At 65.4% G+C, this 22,621-nt stretch carries 28 protein-coding genes and 4 tRNA genes; 16 read left to right on the top strand and 16 right to left on the bottom strand.

The window, feature by feature from the left end; all coding sequences use genetic code 11:
- Positions 1-326: 326 nt before the first annotated feature.
- The 9 genes from PFY01_RS11350 to PFY01_RS11390 form a co-directional block, all read right to left on the bottom strand.
- Positions 327-402: transfer RNA gene (locus PFY01_RS11350), tRNA-Phe, on the bottom strand.
- 27 nt (positions 403-429) lie between these two features.
- Positions 430-630 (bottom strand): DNA gyrase inhibitor YacG, encoded by a 201-nt coding sequence (locus PFY01_RS11355; RefSeq protein ID WP_271041355.1) that lies wholly within the window; start codon positions 628-630, stop codon positions 430-432.
- Positions 631-633: 3 nt separating this feature from the next.
- On the bottom strand, positions 634-1,668 hold the full coding sequence (locus PFY01_RS11360) for a ribonuclease E/G (RefSeq protein ID WP_271041356.1): 1,035 nt from the start codon (positions 1,666-1,668) through the stop codon (positions 634-636).
- Positions 1,665-2,246: a Maf family protein gene (locus tag PFY01_RS11365; protein ID WP_271041357.1), complete on the bottom strand. Its 582-nt coding sequence runs from the start codon at positions 2,244-2,246 to the stop codon at positions 1,665-1,667. The genes PFY01_RS11360 and PFY01_RS11365 overlap by 4 nt, the downstream gene beginning before the upstream one ends.
- On the bottom strand, positions 2,247-2,465 hold the full coding sequence (gene infA / locus PFY01_RS11370; protein ID WP_008261544.1) for a translation initiation factor IF-1: 219 nt from the start codon (positions 2,463-2,465) through the stop codon (positions 2,247-2,249). It abuts the gene before it with no gap.
- Between the two features lie 103 nt (positions 2,466-2,568).
- Positions 2,569-3,036: a UPF0262 family protein gene (locus tag PFY01_RS11375; protein ID WP_039247308.1), complete on the bottom strand. Its 468-nt coding sequence runs from the start codon at positions 3,034-3,036 to the stop codon at positions 2,569-2,571.
- Entirely contained in the window at positions 3,033-3,518 is a 486-nt protein-coding gene (locus tag PFY01_RS11380) for a DUF2948 family protein (protein WP_039247307.1), read from the bottom strand. Before PFY01_RS11380 ends, PFY01_RS11375 begins: the two co-directional genes overlap by 4 nt.
- On the bottom strand, positions 3,508-4,797 hold the full coding sequence (gene murA, locus PFY01_RS11385) for a UDP-N-acetylglucosamine 1-carboxyvinyltransferase (protein ID WP_271043055.1): 1,290 nt from the start codon (positions 4,795-4,797) through the stop codon (positions 3,508-3,510). The genes PFY01_RS11380 and murA overlap by 11 nt, the downstream gene beginning before the upstream one ends.
- Before the next feature lie 102 nt (positions 4,798-4,899).
- The gene (locus tag PFY01_RS11390; RefSeq protein WP_017505204.1) at positions 4,900-5,097 is read right to left on the bottom strand and encodes a hypothetical protein; all 198 of its coding nucleotides are present in this window, start codon (positions 5,095-5,097) and stop codon (positions 4,900-4,902) included.
- 110 nt (positions 5,098-5,207) lie between these two features.
- Here PFY01_RS11390 and PFY01_RS11395 point away from each other — a divergent pair.
- A tRNA-Thr gene (locus PFY01_RS11395) sits at positions 5,208-5,282 on the top strand.
- Positions 5,283-5,349: 67 nt separating this feature from the next.
- Here the strand turns inward: PFY01_RS11395 and PFY01_RS11400 are convergent.
- The 4 genes from PFY01_RS11400 to lipB form a co-directional block, all read right to left on the bottom strand.
- Positions 5,350-5,937 (bottom strand): hypothetical protein, encoded by a 588-nt coding sequence (locus PFY01_RS11400; RefSeq protein ID WP_271041358.1) that lies wholly within the window; start codon positions 5,935-5,937, stop codon positions 5,350-5,352.
- Positions 5,938-5,985: 48 nt separating this feature from the next.
- Positions 5,986-6,480, bottom strand: a complete 495-nt coding sequence (gene msrB, locus PFY01_RS11405; protein WP_271041359.1) for a peptide-methionine (R)-S-oxide reductase MsrB — start codon at positions 6,478-6,480, stop codon at positions 5,986-5,988.
- A 76-nt stretch (positions 6,481-6,556) separates the two neighbouring features.
- A complete protein-coding gene (locus PFY01_RS11410; protein WP_271041360.1) occupies positions 6,557-8,041 on the bottom strand; it encodes a hypothetical protein in 1,485 nt (494 codons plus the stop codon).
- 127 nt (positions 8,042-8,168) lie between these two features.
- On the bottom strand, positions 8,169-8,885 hold the full coding sequence (lipB, locus tag PFY01_RS11415; RefSeq protein WP_271041361.1) for a lipoyl(octanoyl) transferase LipB: 717 nt from the start codon (positions 8,883-8,885) through the stop codon (positions 8,169-8,171).
- 65 nt (positions 8,886-8,950) lie between these two features.
- On the opposite strand from lipB, the gene PFY01_RS11420 reads away from it, so the two are divergent.
- The 7 genes from PFY01_RS11420 to PFY01_RS11450 all read left to right on the top strand — a co-directional run bounded on the left by PFY01_RS11420 (position 8,951) and on the right by PFY01_RS11450 (position 14,374).
- Positions 8,951-9,202: a FliM/FliN family flagellar motor switch protein gene (locus PFY01_RS11420; RefSeq protein WP_017505209.1), complete on the top strand. Its 252-nt coding sequence runs from the start codon at positions 8,951-8,953 to the stop codon at positions 9,200-9,202.
- Between the two features lie 86 nt (positions 9,203-9,288).
- Positions 9,289-9,373, top strand: a tRNA-Leu gene (locus tag PFY01_RS11425).
- A 65-nt stretch (positions 9,374-9,438) separates the two neighbouring features.
- Positions 9,439-10,857: a magnesium transporter gene (gene mgtE, locus PFY01_RS11430; protein ID WP_066551775.1), complete on the top strand. Its 1,419-nt coding sequence runs from the start codon at positions 9,439-9,441 to the stop codon at positions 10,855-10,857.
- Positions 10,858-10,935: 78 nt separating this feature from the next.
- Entirely contained in the window at positions 10,936-12,081 is a 1,146-nt protein-coding gene (locus PFY01_RS11435; protein ID WP_271041362.1) for a glycoside hydrolase family protein, read from the top strand.
- 43 nt (positions 12,082-12,124) lie between these two features.
- The gene (locus PFY01_RS11440) at positions 12,125-13,294 is read left to right on the top strand and encodes an isovaleryl-CoA dehydrogenase (protein WP_271041363.1); all 1,170 of its coding nucleotides are present in this window, start codon (positions 12,125-12,127) and stop codon (positions 13,292-13,294) included.
- A gap of 30 nt (positions 13,295-13,324) precedes the next feature.
- Positions 13,325-13,510, top strand: a complete 186-nt coding sequence (locus PFY01_RS11445; protein WP_271041364.1) for a DUF3008 family protein — start codon at positions 13,325-13,327, stop codon at positions 13,508-13,510.
- Positions 13,511-13,609: 99 nt separating this feature from the next.
- Complete coding sequence (locus PFY01_RS11450) at positions 13,610-14,374, top strand: exopolysaccharide biosynthesis protein (RefSeq protein ID WP_221414913.1); 765 nt, start codon at positions 13,610-13,612, stop codon at positions 14,372-14,374.
- A 251-nt stretch (positions 14,375-14,625) separates the two neighbouring features.
- On the opposite strand, the gene flaF is transcribed toward PFY01_RS11450, so the two are convergent.
- Complete coding sequence (gene flaF / locus PFY01_RS11455; RefSeq protein WP_039247294.1) at positions 14,626-14,991, bottom strand: flagellar biosynthesis regulator FlaF; 366 nt, start codon at positions 14,989-14,991, stop codon at positions 14,626-14,628.
- Positions 14,951-15,373 carry a flagellar biosynthesis repressor FlbT gene (gene flbT, locus PFY01_RS11460; RefSeq protein ID WP_045811316.1) on the bottom strand — a complete coding sequence of 141 codons (423 nt, stop codon included), beginning with the start codon at positions 15,371-15,373 and terminating at the stop codon, positions 14,951-14,953. The genes flaF and flbT overlap by 41 nt, the downstream gene beginning before the upstream one ends.
- A gap of 156 nt (positions 15,374-15,529) precedes the next feature.
- Here flbT and PFY01_RS11465 point away from each other — a divergent pair, with 156 nt between their 5' ends.
- The 8 genes from PFY01_RS11465 (at position 15,530) to PFY01_RS11500 (ending at position 21,562) form a co-directional block, all read left to right on the top strand.
- Entirely contained in the window at positions 15,530-15,970 is a 441-nt protein-coding gene (locus tag PFY01_RS11465) for a hypothetical protein (RefSeq protein ID WP_271041365.1), read from the top strand.
- A gap of 15 nt (positions 15,971-15,985) precedes the next feature.
- A complete protein-coding gene (locus PFY01_RS11470) occupies positions 15,986-16,180 on the top strand; it encodes a hypothetical protein (RefSeq protein WP_017505218.1) in 195 nt (64 codons plus the stop codon).
- A gap of 63 nt (positions 16,181-16,243) precedes the next feature.
- A complete protein-coding gene (locus tag PFY01_RS11475) occupies positions 16,244-17,104 on the top strand; it encodes an AAA family ATPase (protein WP_017505219.1) in 861 nt (286 codons plus the stop codon).
- Between the two features lie 73 nt (positions 17,105-17,177).
- A complete protein-coding gene (locus tag PFY01_RS11480; protein ID WP_153924051.1) occupies positions 17,178-17,981 on the top strand; it encodes a methyltransferase type 11 in 804 nt (267 codons plus the stop codon).
- Positions 17,982-18,075: 94 nt separating this feature from the next.
- A complete protein-coding gene (locus PFY01_RS11485; protein WP_017505221.1) occupies positions 18,076-18,717 on the top strand; it encodes a YfbR-like 5'-deoxynucleotidase in 642 nt (213 codons plus the stop codon).
- A 4-nt stretch (positions 18,718-18,721) separates the two neighbouring features.
- Positions 18,722-19,654 carry an NUDIX hydrolase gene (locus PFY01_RS11490; protein WP_271041366.1) on the top strand — a complete coding sequence of 311 codons (933 nt, stop codon included), beginning with the start codon at positions 18,722-18,724 and terminating at the stop codon, positions 19,652-19,654.
- 87 nt (positions 19,655-19,741) lie between these two features.
- Positions 19,742-19,831 (top strand) — tRNA-Ser (locus tag PFY01_RS11495).
- Between the two features lie 168 nt (positions 19,832-19,999).
- Positions 20,000-21,562, top strand: coding sequence for a carboxylesterase/lipase family protein (locus PFY01_RS11500; protein WP_271041367.1), 1,563 nt, complete (start codon positions 20,000-20,002; stop codon positions 21,560-21,562).
- On the opposite strand, the gene PFY01_RS11505 is transcribed toward PFY01_RS11500, so the two are convergent.
- Positions 21,559-22,509: an alpha/beta hydrolase gene (locus PFY01_RS11505; RefSeq protein ID WP_271041368.1), complete on the bottom strand. Its 951-nt coding sequence runs from the start codon at positions 22,507-22,509 to the stop codon at positions 21,559-21,561. The two genes, PFY01_RS11500 and PFY01_RS11505, sit on opposite strands and share 4 nt — an antisense overlap.
- Between the last annotated feature and the right edge of the window lie 112 nt (positions 22,510-22,621).

Here is a 22,621-nt window from a genome sequence, read left to right on the forward strand (position 1 = left end):
AACGTCTTCTTGCGAAGGCGCCTCAACCCTTTGACGAACCCTTACCGGAGCGTCAAGGGACAAGAGGGGCTTTTAACCCGTCGAGAGACATGGAGAAAAGTTCCACCAACCGGCGCATTAGAGTGCAGCCGCGCGACATTTTGATGATGATCTGGCGTCAGATGAAGCAAGTTTGTTCAAAACGAACATCCTGAGCGTGATCATTTCCCGATATTGCGAATGTCGGGCTGATCGCTGCACGCCGGCTGAAAACCCCAGGGCGGCGCAAAGGCCGCAGCGCAGGATCATGCGCTCGAAACAATCGATTTTCACGATGTAGGAAAAGATGGTGCCTGGAGGCGGGTTCGAACCACCGACACGCGGATTTTCAATCCGCTGCTCTACCAGCTGAGCTATCCAGGCGCCGACGCGGCGTCGCGAGAGGCGGGTCTATAGGGGAGGCTTTTCCGCCTGTCCAGCGCCCAATTCGCCCTTTTCGTCATCATCTTCCGCACCCTCGTCCAAGGCGACCGGAATGGCGTAGGCGCCGGTGAACCAGCGTTGAAGATCCACGTCCGAACAGCGGCGTGAGCAGAAGGGCTTGTACTTGGGATCGGCGTCGGCCTTGCGGCAGATAGGACAGGAAGCCACGGCTCAACCCTCTTCTATTCGTAAACGTCCTGGCGGGATCGCGGCATCGGCCTGGATCACCGCTCGCGGTCCCAGATAGGACGCCAGTGGGTCAGCGATCAGGGCTTCTTCGGGCGCGCAACGCGCGGTGATGCGTGGCGATAAGGTATCGGCCAGCAGTTGCCGTCGCAAAGCGCGCACGACAGATATGGCCCGCGTCTGAACCGAGGGGCGTCCGCCGGCGTCGAGCAGAATCTCCTCGATCGGGGTGCGGCGCCAGGGCAGCGACATCTGCAACAGGCCGAATCGACTGACGGGTCCGAAGACGGCCTGGGGTACATGACCGAACGCGGCCCGCGCGACTTTGGACTGCGCCTCGGCGTCCTGACCGTCCCCGACCATGTCGATGACGACCAGGCCGCCCCAGTTCCGCAAGCCGATCAGCCGCGCCGCCTGTTTCACCCCCTCGCGATTCGCAGCCGCCCTGGCCTGTTTCGGATCACGACCGGGGGTGGAGGTGAAGTCGATGTCCACAGCCACCAGGGCGCGGGTGCGTTCGATGGCGAGATCGATTCCATGCGGGGCGAAACCGATCGATTGAACCAGAGCCTCCTCCTCCGCCTCGACCATGGCGTCGATGGCGGCGATGCCAGTGATTGATTCCTCGCCGGGCGCGAGATCGCGCAACTGTTCGGCGATGCTGGGTGCGGGCTGAATCAGGCGGGGCGTCCCCTCCCCCGGTCCTACATACCGAACTGCCGCCCCTTTCCCGGCACGAGGTTCGGCGACGATGACGACTTCCAGCCGCTGGCCTTGGGTAATTCGGTCATTTCTCGGGAACGGGAGAAAGGCGGCGGTCGGTGCGGCGATATCGACGAAGGCGCCGCGCAAGCCGGGGTTCACCTCGATGACACGCCCCACCGAGCGGGCGCCGAGCCGGGTCTGCGCCGCATCATCCTCGCGGTGGATTAGAAGATGAGTATAGCGGCCATCGCGCATGATCGCGCCACGCGTCTCGCCAGGCGTCTCGTCGAGGAAGACCTCGACTGCGCCGCTCATGAACGCCAGCCGACGCCGTGCAAGAGCTGGACGGCCTCATAGACGGGAAGGCCCATCACGGACGGATGGCTGCCGACGATGCGCTGGATGAAGGCGGCCGCTGGGCCCTGGATGCCATAGCCGCCCGCCTTGCCGCGCCAGTCGCCCGTGGCGACGTAGGCGGCGATCTCGTGGTCGGACAAGGGTTTGAAGGTCACGCGGGTTTCGTTGACGCGCGACGATAGTTTTCCGTCGCGCCACACGGCCACGCCGGTGAAGACGCGGTGATTGCGGCCGGACAGCAGTTTCAGAAAGCGTGTCGCCTCGGCCTCGTCCGCCGCCTTCTCCAGAAAACGACGCCCGACAGCGACAACCGTATCGGCGGCGATGACGACCGCGTCGGAGCGGCGCTCTGCGACGACCTGCGCCTTCGAGGTGGCAAGTCGTTCGGCCAGACGCGGCGGGGTCTCGCCCTTCAGAGGCGTCTCGTCGATGTCGGCGGGATCGATATGGTCGGGCGTGATCCCGACCTGCGCCAGCAGTTCGATGCGGCGCGGGCTGGCCGAAGCCAGCACCAGTTCGGGGCGACCCGCAGCCACTTACTTGAAGCGATAGGTGATGCGACCCTTGGTCAGGTCGTAGGGGGTCATTTCGACCAGCACCTTGTCGCCGGCCAGGACGCGGATGCGGTTCTTGCGCATCTTGCCGGCGGTGTGAGCGATGATCTCGTGGTCGTTCTCGAGCGTCACGCGGAAGGTGGCGTTCGGTAGCAGTTCGCTGACCGTGCCGGGAAACTCAAGCAGTTCTTCCTTAGCCATGCGGCCTCTCACGCCCGTTGAATATGCGTTCGACCCCACGCCGGGCGGGCGCGAGGGGCGGAATGGACGGGCCTAATGCCCGAAAACACAGAGATAGTCGAGGTCAGCCGCGACGGTAGAGGGCGCAGAGCAATGTGAACAGGCGCCGCGACGTCTCGTGATCGACCACGATCTTGCCGTCCAACCGCGTCTTCAGCTGCTCGGCCCCTTCGTTGTGAAGGCCGCGGCGGCCCATGTCGACCGATTCGATCTGGCTGGCCGAGGATCCGCGCAGCGCCTCATAGTAGCTGTCGCAGATCATCAGATAGTCTTTGATCACGCCCTTCAGCGGCGTCAGGCTGATGGCGTAGGTGCGCGTGAAGTTGTCGCCGTCGATATCGAACACCAGACGATTGTCCTGAAGCGACAGCTTCAGCCTGTAGGGTCCGCCCTCGGCGCCGACGGGCTCGAAGCTGTTCTTCTCGACCAGATCAAAGATGGCTACGCGACGCTCGTGCTCGATCTCGGCCGTCGCCGCCGGCAGTGTCGCGGCGTCCAGTTCGACCGAGGCCAGCTTGTGATCGGCGCTCATGCCGCAGTTCCTTCGTCCAGTTCGGGCGTGTCCAGGTGGGTCGGCGCGATCCGTGCGGGCCAGCGGTCGGAGATGTCCGTGACCACGGCGTCCAGGCATTCGACGTCGATTCGCAGATCACCGCCGCCGGCGAACATCAGGATGACGCGCCCGCTCAGGTCCTCGGTCGGAATGAATTCTAGCGCGAGCAGTTCGAGTGAGGCGTCAGGGCTGCGCGACAGGCGACGGCTCTTGACCGCCAGAACGTCGCCGAACTGCATGGCGCACATCACCCGCGTCCCGCCGCACTCCCAGCAGAAGCGGCTGAAGGCGATGGTCAGTGTTCGGGCCGCCTTTTCCCAGACGATATCGACGGGGCGCAGGATGGCGTCCTGCAGCGCGGCGGAGATGATCTGAAGATCGTCGGCGTCCTCGGCCAGCAGACGCAGCGGTTCGACCGGCGCCTTGGCTTCGGGGATGACGCCGTCGATCTCAGTGCTCATCACCTGTTCCCTTTATGCGGCGGATGTCGGCTCCGCACGCGCCGAGCTTTTCTTCCAAACGCTCGAAACCGCGATCCAGATGATAGACGCGTCCGACCGTCGTTTCGGCCTCCGCGATAAGGCCCGCGATGACCAAGCACATCGAGGCCCGCAGATCCGTGGCCATCACCTGCGCGCCGTGCAGAACCTCGACGCCGGTGACGTGCGCCTCTCCGGCGTGGACCGAAATGTCGGCGCCCAGTCGCGCCAACTCCGGCACGTGCATGAAGCGGTTTTCGAAGATCGTCTCGCGAATCGTGCTGACGCCCTCCGCCGTCGTCATCAGCGCCATGAACTGGGCCTGCAGATCGGTGGCGAAGCCCGGATAGATGGCCGTCTCGACATCCACGGCCTTCAGTCGCTGCTTGGGGTCGCGCTTGATCAGAACGCCGTCGGCGGTCGGCGACACCTCGACGCCCGCCTCGACCATCTTGTCGGTCAGCGAACCGATCAGTTCGGCCCGCGCCCTGGTCAGGCGCACCTCGCCGCCCGCCATGGCGGCGGAAACCGCGTAGGAGCCCATCTCGATTCGGTCGGGAATCACCGACCAGGTCGTCCCGTTCAGCGACGAGACGCCGGTGATGGTCAGGACGTCGGTGTCGATTCCCTCGATCCTGGCGCCCATAGCCGTCAGACAGTGGGCTAGATCGCCGATCTCGGGTTCGCGCGCCGCACGACGCAGGACGGTCGTGCCCTCAGCCAGCACGGCGGCCAGAAGCGCATGTTCGGTGGCGCCGACCGAGACGAAGGGGAACTCGATCTCGGCGCCCTTCAGACCCTTGGGCGCGCGGGCGGTGACATAGCCTTCGTCCAGCTCGATCTCGGCGCCCAGCGCCGTCAGCGCCTGAAGGTGCAGATCGACCGGACGCGCACCGATGGTGCAGCCGCCGGGCAGCGAGACCTTGGCCTCGCCGGTGCGCGCCAGCAATGGGCCCAGCACATTGAACGAGGCCCGCATCTGGCGCACCAGATCATAGGGGGCGAAGGTCGAGGTCAGGTCCTTGGCGTGAAACAGGCTCTCCTGCCCGTCCGCGCCGTCACGCTCGGTCACTTCGATACCGAACTGACGCAGCAACTGACCCAGGAACCGGGTGTCGGCCAGGCGCGGCATATTGGTCAGCAGCAAGGGCTGATCCGTCAGGATCGAGGCGGCCATCAGCTTGATGGCGGAGTTCTTGGCGCCGCTGACGGGAATGTCCCCGAAAAGCTGGGCGCCGCCCTGAATGGCGATGCTGTCCATGACGTCCTTAAGCGCGCCCGAGGCCAACGCCTCGGGGGGAAGGTTCTCTAGCAAGCCGGCGGGCGCTTGCCAAAGGGCTGCGTGATCGCGAGGCGATGACTTTCAGTTGCTGTCGCGCGGCGCGGCCGGCGTGCGCGCCGGCGCCTTGCGCCGCCGCAGATTGGCCCGGAGCGCGGAGGCCAGCCGCATGGCCTTTTCCGCCTTGGCCCGCGCTTTCTCGAAATCAGGACCCGATTCGACAATCGGCGTCGCCTGCGCGGCGGCGGAGGGCGTATCGGCGTCATGCGGCGTGCGAGTCATGGCGCAATGATGCCGTGATCACGGGCCATGTCCAAACTTTCTTTCAGATCGTCAAAAAGCCGCTTCCCTCCCCGGAAGGGTTTGGCTATACGGCCGCTTCCTCAGTCGGGGCCGCCGTAGCTCAGTGGTAGAGCGCATCCTTGGTAAGGCTGAGGTCGTGGGTTCGATTCCCCCCGGCGGCACCATCTGAGACTTGAAAAGGCCCGGCTTTCGCCGGGCCTTTTTGATTCTCCAGATCGGACGGAAAAGCCTTCAGTCGTAGCCGTACAGGCTGCGGCGGTAGGGATCCCGGTCATCCGCATCGCCGTCCTTGCTCCAGCTGAACCCCATCGACATCGACTTGGTCGTGGTGTCGGCCCCATAGCCTCGACCGCGCCAGCCGCCGCCATAGGGCGAGTAGAAGCCCGGTCCGCGCAGACCATAGCCGCCGTAGCCGTATCCCCAGGGTTCGTTGCGGCCTTCGCGGTAGGCGAGGTCCAGGCGACCGTTCTCGCCAACCGGCAGGGAAACGGCCGCGCCATAGCTGCGATAGCCCCCGGTGCCGATTCCGGCCTCGACCATGCCATGCATCTTGCGCTCGGCCGGGGCGCCCGGCTCTGCACTTTCGTCGAAGGTTGCGCCCGGCGTGCGCGCGCTGATCCAGTTCTGGATCTGCTGTTCAGTTGTCATGCCGTGCGGGGCGGCGTCCTGCGCCGTCGGCGCGGTCAGCGACGCCTCAGGCGCCGCCGCCATGGCCTGGGCCAGGGTGGGCGCGTTTGTCGGCGCCGTGGTCACCACGCCGTCCGGGTCACCGTCCGACGCCGCCAGCGCCACACCCGCCAAGAGACTTGCGATCAGCATAGGCCACCTCCGTTCGACATCATCCTAGCACAGCGATTGAGGCCAAGGTCAGGCGATGCCGTCGCCGCGGTTGAGGGGGTCCGGCAGAGCCTCGCCCTCGGCTACGAAACTGAGCGCGACCGAGTTGATGCAATAGCGGTTTCCGGTGGGCGGCGGGCCGTCGGGGAAGACGTGACCCTGGTGGCTGCCGCAGCGGGCGCACTGGGTCTCGATCCGGATCATGCCGTAGCTGGTGTCGCGGATCGCGTAGACGTGCGCTTCATCGACCGGCTGGGTGAAGCTGGGCCAGCCGGTGCCGCTTTCGAATTTGGTTCCGCTCTTGAACAACGGCAAGCCGCATTCGCGGCAGCAGAAGACGCCCGCCCGCTTCTCGCCCAGCAGAGTGCCGCAGAAGGGCGCCTCCGTGCCATGGGATAGCAGGACGCGCTTTTCCTCAGGGTTCAGATCGGCTTCGAGCCGGGCGCGTTCTTGGGCGTTCGGCGGGGTCAGGTCATAGCCCGACGGCGAACGGAGGGATTCGGAGGTTTGGGCGAGATCGGTCATGGACTGCAAATAAGAAGGGCGGGCCAAGGGTTCCACCCCTGCCCGCCCCTCGTTCATTCGACCGACCGGTCCTTACTTATTGGAACAGCGTCCCGACCCAGGCGCGCACGGCCGCCTCGTCCGTCGCCGATCCGGTATAGGCAAGGCCCTGTGCCGGGGTGAAGGGCGCATCGTTGCCGCGTTGGCGCGTGGTCCAGGCCTTATGACCATAGGTCAGCTCGGCATAGTTCGACGGCAGGCGCAGAACGGTCGGCTCGATAAAGATCGAGTCCTCAGCGGTGACCGATCCGGCCAGGCGCACGTTCGGCAGGCGCGTCAGCAGGTCCAGCGTATCCAGGCACCCGCTGGTGCAGCCGCTGTCGACCAGGACCACGACAGGACCTGCGACGGGGTTTGCTGCGCCCGTGTCAGCCACCGAAGGACGGCCCGGCATGGTGAATGTCGGCTGATTGGCGGCCAGGGCCGAATCGAAGGCGGCGACGATGGCCTGGGTCTGTTCGATCACCGGGCCGGATTCGGCGACGAAGCGCGGGTCGGCCTGCATGCGGGCCAGGGTGTCGGCGAACCACTGACGATTTGCGGTCGTGGCGCGGTAGGTGATTGAGCCGGCTTCAGGCTGACGGCTGACGGTGAACTCCGGCGTCCAGATGCGGTTGGCCAGGCCATAGCCCTTGCCCGTCGCATTCAGCGAAGCGCCGTTCGCGCCGCGCAGGTCGATGACCAGACCCTGCGCACCACGAATGGCGGGAAGTTGGGCTTCGACAGCGGCGTAGAAGGCGTCCCATCCGGCGTCGTCAGCCAAGGTATGGACGTTGATCCACGGACGGCCATCGACCGTCTCGACCGACAAAGGATTGGCGCCCGGCGTGTAGACGGTGGCGCGATAGGCGGCTTCCAGGCTGGCGGCGTCGGCCGGCTGGGGCTGCATCTGGAAGTCGCGATCACGACGGCCGACCTTGAAGGTGCACAGCGAGGGCACACCGCCGGTGAAGGGATTGTTGCGGTTCCACAGCAGATAGGGCGCGGTGCGGACACGTCCGGCTTCCGTCGTCAGGTCGCCTTCCCACCGGTCCAGCCGCTCTTCGGCCAACTGGGCGGCGGTCTTGTCGCCGCACTTGACCAGGGTCGCCCCGAGCGGCGGCACGTTGCGAACGCCGGGCTTCACATAGGAGACGACATATTCGCCGTTGCGCCACGCCGTGGTCACGCCCGGCCAGCTGGTCGCGAAGAAGGGACCGAGGCCTTCATAGGTCGGGCGAATCGCGATGTTCGAATCGCGGAAGCCATTGGCGTAGTAGCGCATCAGATAGGCGTGGCTGTCGCCGCTGTTCACGCGGCCAACCTTGCCTTGCGCATCGGTCAGGCCGGCATCGATCCAGCTGCGAAACGCTTCGCTGGGCGCGCCGGGAATCACGGCGGCGGGGTGATTGGCGGCCAGGGTGTCATGCGCGGCCTGAAGGTCCTGTTGCGCCAGAGCGCGAAAATCCTGTGCGACGGCGGTGCCGGCGGCGACGGTCAGCGACAGAACGGCGGCCGAAGCGGCGGCGATCATTCGGTTCATGGGGTTTCCTGCGGCCTTTGATTTCAAGCTCGTGGGAAAGGTTAAACCCCATGCGTCCAGCGCTTGCCAACCCCACCGCGCGGGATTTTGCCCGATTGTCACATGGGCTGCGGCGATGCGGCGCGCATCAAAGCGGCGCCGACGCCTCGACCGCTGCGCCGAAGATCCGATCGAAGCTGCGCCTCAAGGCCTCGTCCGCCTCGTCCATCGTCGCCAGAACGCCGAGATCGGCAAGGCTGGTGACGCCGTGTTCCTGAATGCCGCACGGGACGATGCCGCCGAAATGATCCAGGTCCGGCTCTACGTTCAGGCTGATGCCGTGGAAGCTGACCCATTTGCGGACCTTGACGCCGATGGCGGCGATCTTGTCTTCACGCGACCAGCCCGCCCCCTTGCGCTCGACCCACACGCCCACGCGGCCCGGCCGGATGTCGGCCTTTACGCCGAACGTATCCAGGGCGCCGATCAGCCACAGCTCAAGCCCGCGCACGAAACACCGGACGTCCTTGCCGCGCCGGTTCAGGTCCAGCATCACATAGGCCACGCGCTGTCCCGGCCCGTGATAGGTGAACTGCCCGCCCCGCCCTGTGCGATGCACCGGAAACCGGCCGGCATCCAGAAGGTCGTCGTCCTTGGCCGAGACGCCGGCGGTGTAGAGCGGCGGATGTTCCAGCAACCAGACCATCTCATGCGCTTTGCCGGCCGCAATGGCGGCGACGCGCGCCTCCATGAAAGCCTCCGCGGCCGCATAGTCGACGTAGCCTTTCGACACGGCCCATTCGACCGGTCGGCCATCGTCGAGACGCAGTTTCTGAAGGGACGGGCTTAACGGCTCAGCAAGCATGACGCTTCAATGTGGTCGCCAGGGCGTTTCTGCAAGAGACGGCCCTCCAGTGAAGAGAGCTTTACGTGACCCAGATCAACGCCGTCGATGTCGAAATCTCAGTGGTGCTGGGTCGCTCGGTGCTGCCGATGTCGCAACTGCTGCGCATGGGTCGCGGCGCGGTGATTCCCCTGGACGCCGCAGAGGGCGACGAGGTCTGGATCCTAGCCAACAACTATCCGGTCGCGCGCGGCGAAATCGAGATCCGAGACGACCGTATCGCCATCACCGTCACCCGCCAGGCGGACGTGTACGACTTCATGGCCGGGTCGGCCTGAGGCTTTGATCCGCGACGTCTTTGCGTCGTTCATTTCGCCCTTTCCTTTTCCAACGGCTTCGTCTATTCGCCGCCGCTCCGATGCGAGCGGTCGTGGCGGAATTGGTAGACGCGCAGCGTTGAGGTCGCTGTGGGGCAACCCGTGGAAGTTCGAGTCTTCTCGACCGCACCATCTGGCTAAACAGGGCGATTCATCGGCTAAGTACGGCTGGACATTCTACCAAGGGAGGCGACCACGTGAGCACCACGGACACCGCCTTTGCTCCAGACGAGACGCTCGATAACGAAGACCACGCCGCCCTGGACGAGGACTATGTCCTCACCCCTCAATTCGTCGAGAAAGTCGTGGACGCCGCCGACGACGGCGACGGGATGCGGCTGCGCTCGCTGCTGGAAGACCTGCACCCGGCCGACGTCGCTGACCTGATGGGCTTTCTGACGGCGGAACACCGCGCCGTCGTCGTGCTGTGGTTGCCGCCCGAGCTTCTGGCCGAGACCCTGCCCGAGCTCGACGACAATATCCGCGAAGAGGTGCTGGAGCGGGTCCCGCACGGCACCCTGGCCGAGGCGCTGCAGGAACTGGATTCCGACGACGCCGCCGCCGTCGTCGAAGACCTGGAAGACGACCAGCGCGAACGCGTTCTGGCCGCCATGCCCGAAGTCGATCGCGCCGCCATCGAAAGCAGCCTGGGCTATGCGGAAGAGTCCGCCGGCCGCCTGATGCAGCGCGAGGTGATGGCCGCGCCCCAGTTCTGGAGCGTGGGCGACACCATCGACCACATCCGCAAACAGGGCGACGACCTGCCCGAGCTTTTCTTCGACATCTATGTCGTCGATCCGCTGAACCGTCCGGTCGGCGGCGTGCCGATCAGCGGTCTTCTACGCGCCGCCCGAACCGTCGCCCTGACCGATCTGATGGAGCCGATCAACGAGATCGCCGTCGATCAGGATCAGGAAGAAGTCGCCTACATCTTCGAGAAATACCACCTGATCTCGGCGCCCGTCGTGGACGCGGCCGGTCGGCTGGTCGGTCAGATCACCGTCGATGACATCGTCAACATCATTCAGGAAGAAAACCGCGAGGACATTCTGCGTCTGGCCGGTGTCGCCGATGAGGACCGCGGTTCGTCCGTGCCCGAGATCGTGCGCGGTCGCGTGCCCTGGCTGGCGATAAATCTGGCGACGGCGGCGCTGGGCGCCAGTGTCATCGGCCTGTTCGAGGCCACCATCCAGCAGATCGTCGCCCTCGCCGTCCTGATGCCAATCGTCTCGGCCATCGGCGGCAACGCCGGCACCCAGGCCCTGACCGTGACCGTACGCGCCCTGGCGACGCGCGAGCTGAACAGTTCGAACGCCCCGCGCACCTTCTGGCGGGAAATGATGGTCGGCCTGGCCAACGGCCTGATCCTGGCCCCCCTGATCGGCATCGCTGCGGGCTTCTGGTTCAGAGACGAAGACTGGAAGATCGGCCTGGTGATCGGCGCGGCCATGATCCTGAACCTGTTGGTCGCCGCTTCGATCGGGGTCCTGACGCCCCTGACCCTGTCCAAGCTGAAGTTCGACCCGGCCGTGTCATCGGCCGTGTTCGTAACGGCGACCACCGACTTCTTCGGCTTTTTGATCTTCCTTGGTCTGGCCACACTGGTGCTGCTCTAGACACGACGCGGACGATCCGGCGCGGCCCTTGCTGGGAGCGGTGCGAGCGCCGCGCGCCTGTTTCCAATTGGGTCAACTGTGTCTGACGTCCTCCCCAAACCCAGCAAGGTGTCCCGCGAGGGCGTCCTGCTGATCAAGAGTTTCGAAGGCTTCCGGCCTCGGGCCATGCAGCGCAGCGACGGTCGCTGGGTCATCGGCTATGGCCACACCCAGTCGGCTCGCGAGGGCGCGAGGGTTTCCGAGGCCGAGGCCGAACTGCTAATGCAGTACGACCTGATCCCGGTCGTGAAGGCCGTGACCGATCATGTCCGCGTTCACCTCAACCAGCATCAGTTCGACGCCCTGGCCAGTTTCGCCTTTTCCATCGGCGCGGACAGGTTCGCCGCCTCCGACGTGGTCGAACAGTTGAATGCGGGGTCTGCCCGGCAGGCGTCCGCCTCCATGAGCGCCTGGGCCGATGAAGCCGCAGCCGAGACCCCAACCCGCCGTCGTTCGGCTGAACACGCGCTGTTCAACGCCGCACCCGGCGCGCCGGTCACCCTGGCGGATCTTCTCGCAGCGCCCCTGCCGTCTCCTTTCGAGACGGATGAGCCGACCCTGCCCGCCGTCGACGGCGCCCTGGATGAAGCCGTCGCCCCCTTCCCGGCTCAGAACGACGTACCGCTGGCTCAAGCGACCACCGCGCCTCAGCCCCCCGCCGTCTATGCCGCGACGGCTGTCGGCCCGGTCCCGGACGTCGTGCCGCTGACAGGGCAATCGGAGACCGTGTCCGTCGCTGCGCCGATCATCGCCGCGAACGACATCCACGCGCCGGTCGAGACCCAACAGCCGGAGACGCCGTCGGGCTTCGCGGGTGCGCAGAAAACCAGCGTGGTCCTGACCGCGCCGGGACTGGCCGAAGCCGCGTCCGGCGACAGCGCCGCCGCACCGGCCATCGAGGGTGATGCGGCAGCCAGCGAAGACGTGCTGAGCACGCGCGAGGTCGTGGCCCGCGCTCGGGCCAAGCGGCGTTCGGGCCTGGGGGAAACCTTGACCTTCGTCATCATGGGCGGCCTGGGCGCCCTGTGCCTCGGCGTCGCCATGGCCGCCTTTCGCCGCGCGTCGATATCGAACAGCAGCGACACCGCCACGGTCGCCTGGGTCCTGATCCTGGTCGCCGTCGCCTGCCTGGGGGTGTCGGGCTACAACTGCTATCGGCGCTGGGGACGGGCTGACCGCGTCTGACAGCGCTTGGCGAAAGGCCGTGCGCGATGCTACGCCCTAGCGCATGAGCATTCCCTTCGCGCCCCAATCCATGGAATTCGGCCTTGGCGATAACGCCGACGCCATCCGCGACACCACCGCCCGCTGGGCCGCTGATCGCCTGGCGCCGCTGGCCGCCGAGATCGACGAAAAGAACGAGTTCAAACGCGAGCTCTGGCCCGAGATGGGCGAACTGGGCCTGCACGGAATCACCGTCGAGGAAGAGTTCGGCGGCCTTGGCCTGGGCTATCTCGAACATGTCGTGGCGATGGAGGAAGTGTCGCGCGCCTCGGCCTCGATCGGCCTGAGCTACGGCGCCCACTCCAACCTGTGCGTCAATCAGATCCGGCGCTGGGGCACGGCCGAGCAGAAGCAGAAATATCTGCCCAAGCTGATCAGCGGCGAACATGTCGGCTCGCTGGCCATGTCCGAGGCCGGATCAGGTTCCGACGTCATGTCGATGCGCACCCGCGCTGAAAAGAAGGGCGATCGCTACATCCTGAACGGCACCAAGTTCTGGATCACCAACGCGCCCCACGCCGACACCCTCGTCGTCTATGCCAAGACCGATCCGGACGCTGGATCAAAGGGTTGCACCGCCTTCCTGATCGAAAAGGGCATGAAGGGTTTCAGCGTCAGCAAGAAGCTGGACAAGATGGGCATGCGCGGCTCGGACACCGCCGAACTGGTTTTCGAAGATTGCGAAGTGCCGGAAGACAACATCATGGGTCCGTTGGGCGGCGGCGCCGGCGTGCTGATGAGCGGCCTGGACTATGAGCGCGCCGTTCTGGCCGCTGGCCCGCTCGGCATCATGCAGGCCGCGCTGGACGTGGTCCTGCCCTACGTCCGCGACCGCAAACAGTTCGGAAAGCCGATCGGCTCGTTCCAGCTGATGCAGGGCAAGATCGCCGACATGTATGTCGCCCTGAACAGCGCCCGCGCCTATGTCTATTCGGTCGCCCGTGCCTGCGACGCCGGCCTGACAACGCGCTACGACGCGGCGGGTGCGATCCTGCTGGCGTCCGAAAATGCGGTGAAGGTCACGATGGAGGCCGTTCAGGCCTTGGGCGGCGCCGGCTACACCAAGGAATGGCCGGTTGAACGACTGGTCCGCGACGCCAAACTCTATGACATCGGCGCCGGCACCAACGAGATTCGCCGCTTCCTGATCGGACGGGAACTGCTGGGCGGCTGACGGCTTGTCTCCGCACAAGGGAGACAGACCATGCCCGCCAAATCCGCCGCTCAGCAAAAGGCCGCCGGCGCGGCCCTGTCGGCTAAGCGAGGAGACACGCCAAAGTCGAAACTTAAGGGCGCGTCCAAGTCCATGGTCGAGTCCATGACGGAAAAGCAGCTGCAAGACCTAGCCGAAACCAAGCGCAAGGGCAAACCCGAGCACGTGCAGGACTGAGACACAGTCGATTTATCTGATCGCCTGTCCGTTCTGTAAGTGGCGATCCGCGCGCCGACCGCCTAGATGGGCGCAATCTCCAGCCGAGCGCCCCGCCTGATGCCCGCCCAACCGCCTCCGAACGACGACCTGCGGCGGTTCTCCGACGTCCTTGAAGACCTCGGCCACGCCCCAGAGCCCAAGCTGACCATGGCCGAATTGGTCGCGTCGTTCGGCGAGCGTGGCTTCGGGGCCATGATCCTGATCCTGTCGCTGCTGGCGCTCCTGCCCTGGCCGCCCGGCGGCAAGGCGGTCTTCGCCGTACCGATCATCCTGATGTCCCTGGAACTGGCCTTCCAGAGACAGAGTGTGTGGCTGCCGCGCTGGATGTTGAAGGCCTCGGTGTCCCGCGCCGCCTACACGTCCTTGATCGCCACGCCGTTCGCAGCCCCGGCCTGGCTACGCCGCTGGGTGCTGTCGGCAAGGGTGCGGATCGCCGGGCGCCGCTACATCTTTTCCGACGGCGTGAGGCGCGCCGTTCGCAGACGCCCGAATGGCCTGAGCGTCTTGAAGATGGTCCGCGCCATCGAACGCTTGACCCGCCCGCGCCTGCCGCTGCTGACCGGCGATGTCGCCGACACCTTCACCGGCTTGGTCTGCGTCGTGTTGGCCCTGATCATGGCCTTGCCCATCCCATTTGGAGACGCCCTGCCCGGCATCGCCCTGGTTCTGTTCGCCCTGGGCATGATGCAGCGCGACGGGGTCGCCATCCTGCTCGGCGTCGTCGCCACCGCAGCCAGCGCTCTCTATCTGTTCCTGATATGGGCGACGGTAGTCGAGGTGGCCCAGCACGTGACCGGCTGGTTCGCCAAACTGCTGCACTGACGGCGACAAAAAGGGCCGCCGGGTTTCCCCGGCGACCCTTCATTGCCTGACCGCGAACGGTCCGGCCGCAACTCAGTCTGAAAGGCTCAGACCAGACCCTCTCCGAGGGCCAGGGTCGCGGTCGCCGCTCGCGATTGATGACAATGAGACACTGGATCACCTCCTTTCGACTGTTGAACAGGGAGGTGAAACATAAGACGGCTCAACGCCTTGCGCCAATGGGCTTCGCGCTTTCGTGAACGCGTGTCGATCTACTGCGTCGGCGACGCCCCGCCGGACAGGCCCTGCATGATCATGCGATTGATATCGATCAGATCCTGAAAGCTCTCTTCGCCCCGCATGATCGCCGAGGAATGGCGATTGATGAACAGGCTCAGGGAAATGATTTGCGCGCGCATCGGAGCGCCCAGGGCGTTGCCGGGATCGCTGCACTCGCCGGCCAGCGTCGACCACAGGCGCCGGTTCCAGTCCAGCGCGTCGATACGGGTGGCGATGTCGGATTCGTCGACGGTTGAGGCGTGAACCAGAGCGCGCGTGACCTGACCGAACAGACGGTATTCCAGGTCGCGCGGGCTCTCAGCCCTCGCTGTCGCCGCTGTGTAGGCCTGAAGCGACATTCAGCACTCTCTCTTCATACTCGACAATCTTACGCGCCGACATCAGGGCCTTGTAGTATTCGCGCGCCAGCACATGACGCGAAGCCGAGACGCATTCGGCCAGGATGTCCGGGTTCTGCGTCGCGCCCATGAATTCGGTGATCCGCAGAGCGAGTTCGTCGAAGAACTTCGACGCCGAACTCTCGTCCAGATACATCATCATGATCGGGAAATAGATGCGGCGTGCGGGCGTGGTGACGTCCTCGGCCTGCATGATGTCCTTCTCGCGCAGGACGCTGGCGCGGTTCTGGAGGATCAGCACGCCGCGACGATCGCCGTTCTGGACCACGGCGCCATTCAGAACGAACTTCTCGCCGGGTTTCAGCGACAGCTTCAAGGCCATTGAGGACCGTACTCCAGTCGTGGTCGAGCCGGTCGCGCACGACAGCTCCGAGTGAATCAGACCCTACCCCGGCATCAGTTAACCATCCCTTGTGAGATCGATCCGCTGGAACGCGTATCGTCGCCGTTGCGTTGGCTTGTCGAAGAGGAGACGACCATGCCGGACAACGACTATCAGGACGATCAGGAACAGTCTGAGACGTTCGACGAAACCCATCTGGACGACGAGGGCGACGGCGAATTTCTGCTGGATGAAGCAGACCAGGTGCTGGACGTGACCCAGGCGGATGGCGACGCCGACGAAGAGGAGTTCGACGAGGACGCCGAGGTCGATCTCGACGACCAGTTAGCTCTCGACGGCATCGAACGCGAAGCCGACGCCCTATTGGGCGTCGATGGCGAAAACCGCGATCAGATCGACGCCGAAGGCGGGCCCCCGTCAGCACCAGATGAAGTCGAGCTCGTCTATTCGGGCCTGATGGAAAACGAACGCGGCGCACAGGCCAGCGCCGCACACTGGGAGGCGAAACGGCTCTCGGATGACGACATCACGGATCTGGGATACGGCCCGGACGGCGATCAAGACGCTTCGGCGTGATAAGGAGAGAATGACATGACCGACGACAAAGCCCGTCACGACGCGTCGCCCGACGCCCCGCACGCCAAGCGCACGACCTCGCAGGACGGCGTGCCGGACCAACTCGACAAGATCGACAAGTCCGACAGCCGCCAGGAAGCTCTGGTCGATGAAGGCCTGGAAGAGACCTTCCCCGCCAGTGATCCGGTCTCGGCCAAGCGCATCACCTGATCGCTGTTCACGACGCAGGCGATCCGCTAACCCACTTCGTGGAAACATGGAGTGGGTTTTTCTATGAGCCGTTTCGAAGGCACGGACCGTTATATCGCGACGAGCGACCTCAAGGTCGCGGTGAACGCTGCGGTCGCACTGGAGCGTCCCCTGCTGATCAAGGGCGAGCCCGGCACAGGCAAGACGGTCCTGGCCTATGAGATCGCCAAGGCCTTCGATGCGCCGTTGATCACCTGGCACGTCAAATCCACGACCAAGGCCCATAACGGCCTTTATGAGTACGACGCCGTCAGCCGCCTGCGCGACAGCCAGTTGGGCGAGGAACGCGTCCATGACGTCCGCAACTACCTGAAGAAGGGCAAGCTGTGGGAGGCGTTCACCGCCCCTGCCCGTCCCGTCCTGCTGATCGACGAGATCGACAAGGCCGACATCGAGTTCCCCAACGACCTGCTGCAGGAACTTGATCGGATGGAGTTCTACGTCCAGGAAACGGACGAGACGATCCGCGCCGAAGTGCGCCCCATCGTGATTATCACCTCCAACAATGAAAAAGAGCTGCCCGACGCCTTTCTGCGCCGCTGCTTCTTCCACTTCATTCGCTTCCCCGACGCCGAGACCCTGTCCGCGATCGTCGATGTGCACTTCCCCGGCATCAAACCGCGCCTGGTTTCTGAGGCGTTGAAGACCTTCTACGAAATCCGCGATACGCCGGGCCTGAAGAAGAAGCCGTCGACCTCAGAGCTTCTGGATTGGCTGAAGCTGTTGCTGGTCGAGGATATCGACGCCGAGACCCTGCGTGAGAAGACGCCGAACAAGCTGATCCCGCCGCTGCATGGGGCGCTGCTAAAGAACGAGCAGGACGTGCATCTGTTCGAACGCCTGGCGTTCCTGAACCGCCGCGAAGGCTCGCGCCCCGGCGGCTGACCCGGTGATTACCGCGATTTCACTGGATCACGCGGCCGCAGCGCGCAGAATGAGGGCCAAGAGAGGTTCGACCATGCGTCATATCCTGCTTTATCTAGCCCTCAGCGCCAGCCTAGCTGCCTGCGACGGCGACAACTCGGTCCGCATCACCACCACCTCGTCCAGCGACGATCAGGGCGCAGGCGTATTAAAGGTGATCGACGCCCTGCAATGCCCGGACAATCTTGGCGTCCTGACGCGAAAGGGCCTGGCGGCGGCAGGCGGCGCGAACTGCGTCTATGGCGGCCCCAAGGGCGCCGACGTCGTGCTACATCTTGTCAAGCTAGACGGGCGCTCAGTCGATGATGTGTTGCGGGACTTCGAGGCGCGCGCCAGCGCCGATCTGCCTCATACAGTCGCGCGGCTGGCCCCGGGCGCAGGCGATGCGCCGCCACCGCCTCCATCAATCGAGGCAGGCGATACGACTTCCGTCCAAGCGCCTGGGGTCGACATCAAGACGCGCGGCGAGGACGCCTCGGTCCGCCTGCCCGGCCTGAAGATCGAGACCCAGGGCGATAACGCCAGCGTCCGCATCGGCGGCATCAACATCCAGTCCAAGGACGGACAAAACGTCCGCACCGAAACCTCGACGGTCAGCGTGGACGCCAACGACAACTCCACTCGCGTGCGCACCCGTGCGCCGGGCGCGGCGACGCGCATGACCTATATCCTGGCTGACGATCAGCCCGGCGATGCGGGCTGGCGCCAGGTCGGCTTCGAGGCACGCGGCCCCAGCGGCGGCCCGATCGTCATCGCCGTGGTCAGGTCCAAGGATCGTAGAAACGACGGCATTTTCGACGACGCCAAGGAACTGGTCACACTGAACGTCGGACGCTGACGCGGCGATTTCCTGCGCCGTCTGGTCCCTCCCGCTTGATCCCGGCGTATCTTTGCGTCACCTGACCAGCCGACAAGCGATCAGGACACGCGATTTGGCCGAGCGCCCCACCAAGAAGAACGCCCCCCGCGCCTGGCAGCGCATGCTGTCCGGTCGTCGCCTGGATCTGCTGGACCCGTCGCCGTTCGACATCGAGATCGAGGACATCGCCCACGGGCTGGCGCGCGTCGCCCGCTGGAACGGTCAGACCATCGGCGAGCACGCCTTTTCGGTCGCCCAGCACTCCTGCGTGGTCGAAGAAATCGCCGCCCACATCAAGCCCGGCCTGGATCCGAAATGGCGTCTGGCCGCCTTGCTGCATGACGCCTCGGAATACGTCATCGGCGACATGATCTCGCCGTTCAAGGCGGCGCTCGGGGCCGGCTACAAGGATTTCGAGGCCAAGCTGGAAGCTGCGATCCATTTGCGCTACGGCCTGCCTCCCAAGACGCCGCAGACGATCAAGACGCTGATCAAGAAGGCCGACAAGGCCTGCGCCTTTTTCGAGGCGACGCAGCTGGCGGGTTTCACCGAAAAGGAATCGCTGGGCTTCTTCGGCAGCCCGCCCGAGGGTTACAGCCTGACGATCGAGCCTCAACCCGCCCCGGTCGCGCAGGCCCGATATCTGGAACGCTACCGCGTCCTGGCTGGCGCTGTCGGCCTGATCCCCGCCGACGACGCCTGGCACACGGAATAACACGATGACCCAGGGGGCGGAGGATGGCGTTCGCATCGGTCTGTCGGCGGTCGTGATGACCTTAAAAGACCGGCAGGCCGTCGTCCTGACGACCCCGACCGAGGACGGTTCGCGGGCCCTGCCCTTCGGGCCGTTTGATCCCGTGCGCGACCGCACCTTCGAGCGCGCTCTGCGGGATTTCGTGACCGCCCAGACCGGGTTTCGGCTCGGCTTCGTCGAACAGCTCTACACCTTCGGCGACGCGGGCCGCGCCTCTCCCCGCGCGACGCCCGGCCCCGGCCGTCACAGAGAGGTGTCCGTCGGCTATCTGGCCCTGACGCCCGACGCCGCCGAAGGCCAGACACACGACGCCCGCTGGGACGCCGTGTTCGAGTTCTTTCCATGGGAGGATCGGCGCGGCGGTCATGACGCGCGAATCACGGAAGGCCTGCACGCCTGGGCCGATGGCGACGAGCACCGTCTGGCCCGGGCCCGCGCCCTTTTCGCCCTGACGCGGGATCACCGCTGGAACGAGGAGCGGGTCCTGGAGCGCTATGAACTGCTCTACGAAGCGCGTCTGGTCGCTGAGGCGTGGCGCGACGCCGACCTGTCGTCCACGCAGCCCATGCCGGGCCGCATCATGTCTTCCGATCACCGGCGCATCTTGGCGACCGCGCTCGGCCGCCTGAGGAGCAAGCTGAAATACCGCCCGGTTCTGTTCGATCTGACGCCTGGCGTCTTCACCCTGTCCCAACTCCAGACGGGCGCCGAGGCCGTGTCGGGCCTCAGCCTGCACAAACAGAATTTCCGGCGCGGCGTTGAGCGGACAGGGCTGGTCGAACCCACCGGACAGCTATCTTCCACCACGGGCGGCCGACCCGCCGAACTGTTTCGATTCAAGGGCGTGGACGCCCAGACCGGCGCCGCGCCGGGCATGTCTTTGCCCGCGCAAAGATAGCGTCGGATTTCTTTCACAGACGGGTTGCGAAGCGCTGCGGCTCCGACTAGAGAAGCCCCTCGCTCGACCAAGCGATATCGGCGCCGCGGAGAGGTGGCAGAGTGGTCGAATGTACCGCACTCGAAATGCGGCGTGCCTGGAAGGGTACCGTGGGTTCGAATCCCACCCTCTCCGCCACCGGCCTGACGAAGGCCTAGGCCAAGTTCCAACATTATCGAAACGAGGCTTCGGCCTTTGCCGTCGGGTTTCTGCGCCTGCATCTTGGACTCTCAAGCATTGCGCATTGAATGATCATGATACCGGTGTCAGAGTCGCTCTCGTTGGATATCAGATGGGCGACGATCGATGATCACGCGACGTAAGGCGCTACTGAGCAGCATGGCGACCGCGGGTCTGCTTTCGGCGCCCTCCGGCGTTCTTGCGGCAACGGCGCCAAATCGCGTGATGACAACCGCCGGACCGGTCATCGGTCTGCGACAGGAGGGGATCAGCGTCTTCAAGGGCGTGCGATATGGAGCGCCGACGCGGCGGTTCCAACCGCCAGAAAAGCCGACGCCTTGGCGCGACCCGGTTCGTGCAACACGTTACGGCGCGGCCAGTCCGCAGCGCGGCGATGAGCCGAGTCAAAGCGAAGATTGTCTGTTCCTGAACGTCTGGACGCCAGGCACCGACGCGGGTCGGCGACCGGTGATGGTCTATATCCACGGCGGCGCCTATTCGAGCGGTTCGGGATCGGACCCGCTGTATGACGGCACGCGTCTGGCGGCGCGCGGCGATGTCGTGGTGGTGACGCTGAACCACCGGCTGAATGTCTTCGGCTATGCCTATCTGGCGCGACTGGCGCCGGGGTTCGAAGATTCGGGCAACGTCGGCCAGCTGGATCTGGTCCTGGCGCTGCAGTGGGTACGAGACAACATTGCGGCGTTCGGCGGCGATCCGTCGAGGGTGATGCTGTTCGGTCAGTCCGGCGGGGGCGCCAAGATCGCCACCCTGATGGCGACGCCGGCGGCGCAAGGTCTGTTCCATCGCGCCGCGACCATGAGTGGTCAGCAGGTGACGGCGTCCGGGCCAATCAACGCCACGACGCGAGCCACGACATGGCTGAAGGCTCTGGGCCTGACGCCGGATCGGGCGGCCGAAGCGGCGACGATGCCGGTCGAGCGGCTGCTCGAAGCGCAGAGCGCCGAGGACCCGATTCTGGGCTTCGGCGGCCTGTATTTCGGGCCGGTGCTGGATTTCCGCACCCTTCCCCGCCACCCCTTCTATCCCGACGCGGCGCCGCTGGGCCGGTCGATCCCCATGATCATCGGCAACACGCGCGAAGAGACCCTGGGCTTCATGGGCAACGATCCCAAGAATGTCGGGCTGACGTGGGAGACCCTGGCGGCGCGGCTGTCGCCCGGCGTCATGCGTATCGACATCACGCCCGAAGCTGTGATCGCCGGCTATCGCGCCATGCATCCTGAGTGGTCGCCCGACCAGGTGCTGATCGCCGCGACGACAGCGGGGCGGTCCTGGCGCGGCGCGGTGATCGAGGCCGAAGAACGGGCCAAGGCTGGCGCACCCGCCTGGGTCTATCAACTCAACTTCCCTGGAGAGTTGGCCTCGGGTCGCAAGGGCGCCTTCCATACCGCCGACATCCCGCTGGTGTTCGACAATGTCGAGGCGCCCGGCTCGCGGACGCGCGGGCCGGGCGCGCAAATCATGTCGGACCGGATGAGCGACGCCTTCATCGCCCTAGCTCGCGACGGCGATCCCAACCATGCCGGACTGCCGCGCTGGGACCGCTATGAGCTGCCTCGCCGACAGACGATGTTGATGGATATCCAGCCGCGCATGGTCGACGATCCGCGCGGGGACGAGCGGGCCTTCTTCTCGGCCATTCCCTATATCCAGCCGGGAACCTAGAGCGGAAAATCCAGCCGGGCGGCCCAAGCGCGCACCAGATCGGGCCAGACCTGCGCGGGCTTGCCCTGGATCAGACGGACGCCGAAACCGTGGCCGCCTTCCTGGAACAGATGCGCCTCGGTCCGGACAGAGGCGGCTTTGAGCGCGGTCAGCAGTTGCAGGCTGTTCTCCACCGGCACGGACGCGTCGTCCATGGCGTGCAGCAGGAAGACGGGCGACGCATTCCGCCACTCCATCTGCTCCAGAGAATAGGCTGCGATCCGCTCGGCCGACGGCGTCTCGCCCAGCAGGTGCGTCCGCGATCCGGCGTGGACGTACGGGTCCGCCATGGTCGCGACCGGATACATCAGAACGGTCAGATCGAGTCGCAGGGGTGCGCTATCGGCGGCATCGACCGGTTCATAGGTCGCGTCCGTCCGGGCGCTGGCCAGCCCCGCCAGATGGCCGCCAGCCGAGGCACCCAGCACGGCGATCTTTTGCGGATCGAAGCCAAAGTCGGCGGCGCGGCTGCGGATCAGCCGGATCGCACGCTGGGCGTCCTGCAGGGGTGCGTCGGCTCCGGCCGCCCAGCCGTCAGCCGGCAGGCGATAGCGCAGGACGAAACAGGTCGTGCCGCTGGCGGCGAAGACGCGCGCGACGTCATACCCTTCCTTGTCCAGCACAGCCCAGCGATAGCCGCCGCCGGGGATAAGAAGCATCGCCGAACCGTTCGGCCGCTCGGGGCGAAAGACGGTCAGGATCGGATCGGTCGTATACTGGGCGTAACGGTCGTGGAAGGCGGGATCGGTCGACCGCTCTGGCACGACCGGCGTGACGGTCACGCCCTGCCCGCCCGGGGCGCCGTCGGGCCATAGGCGGATGATCTCGGTTGGGTCGGCCGGACCGGCGCGGCCGCCATCCGCCACTGTCTGCGCCCTCGCCCCGGATGCGCCGACTACGGCCCCCATCGCCAGACCTAAAAGCGTCCTGCGTTCCACATCCATCACAGTTCTCTCTTCCTGAAAAGACGACGGCCGGACGATCGCTCGCCCGGCCGCAATCCTTGATGACGTCGCGGCG

Source organism: Brevundimonas vesicularis (assembly GCF_027886425.1).
GTDB classification, from domain to species: Bacteria; Pseudomonadota; Alphaproteobacteria; order Caulobacterales; family Caulobacteraceae; genus Brevundimonas; species Brevundimonas vesicularis_C.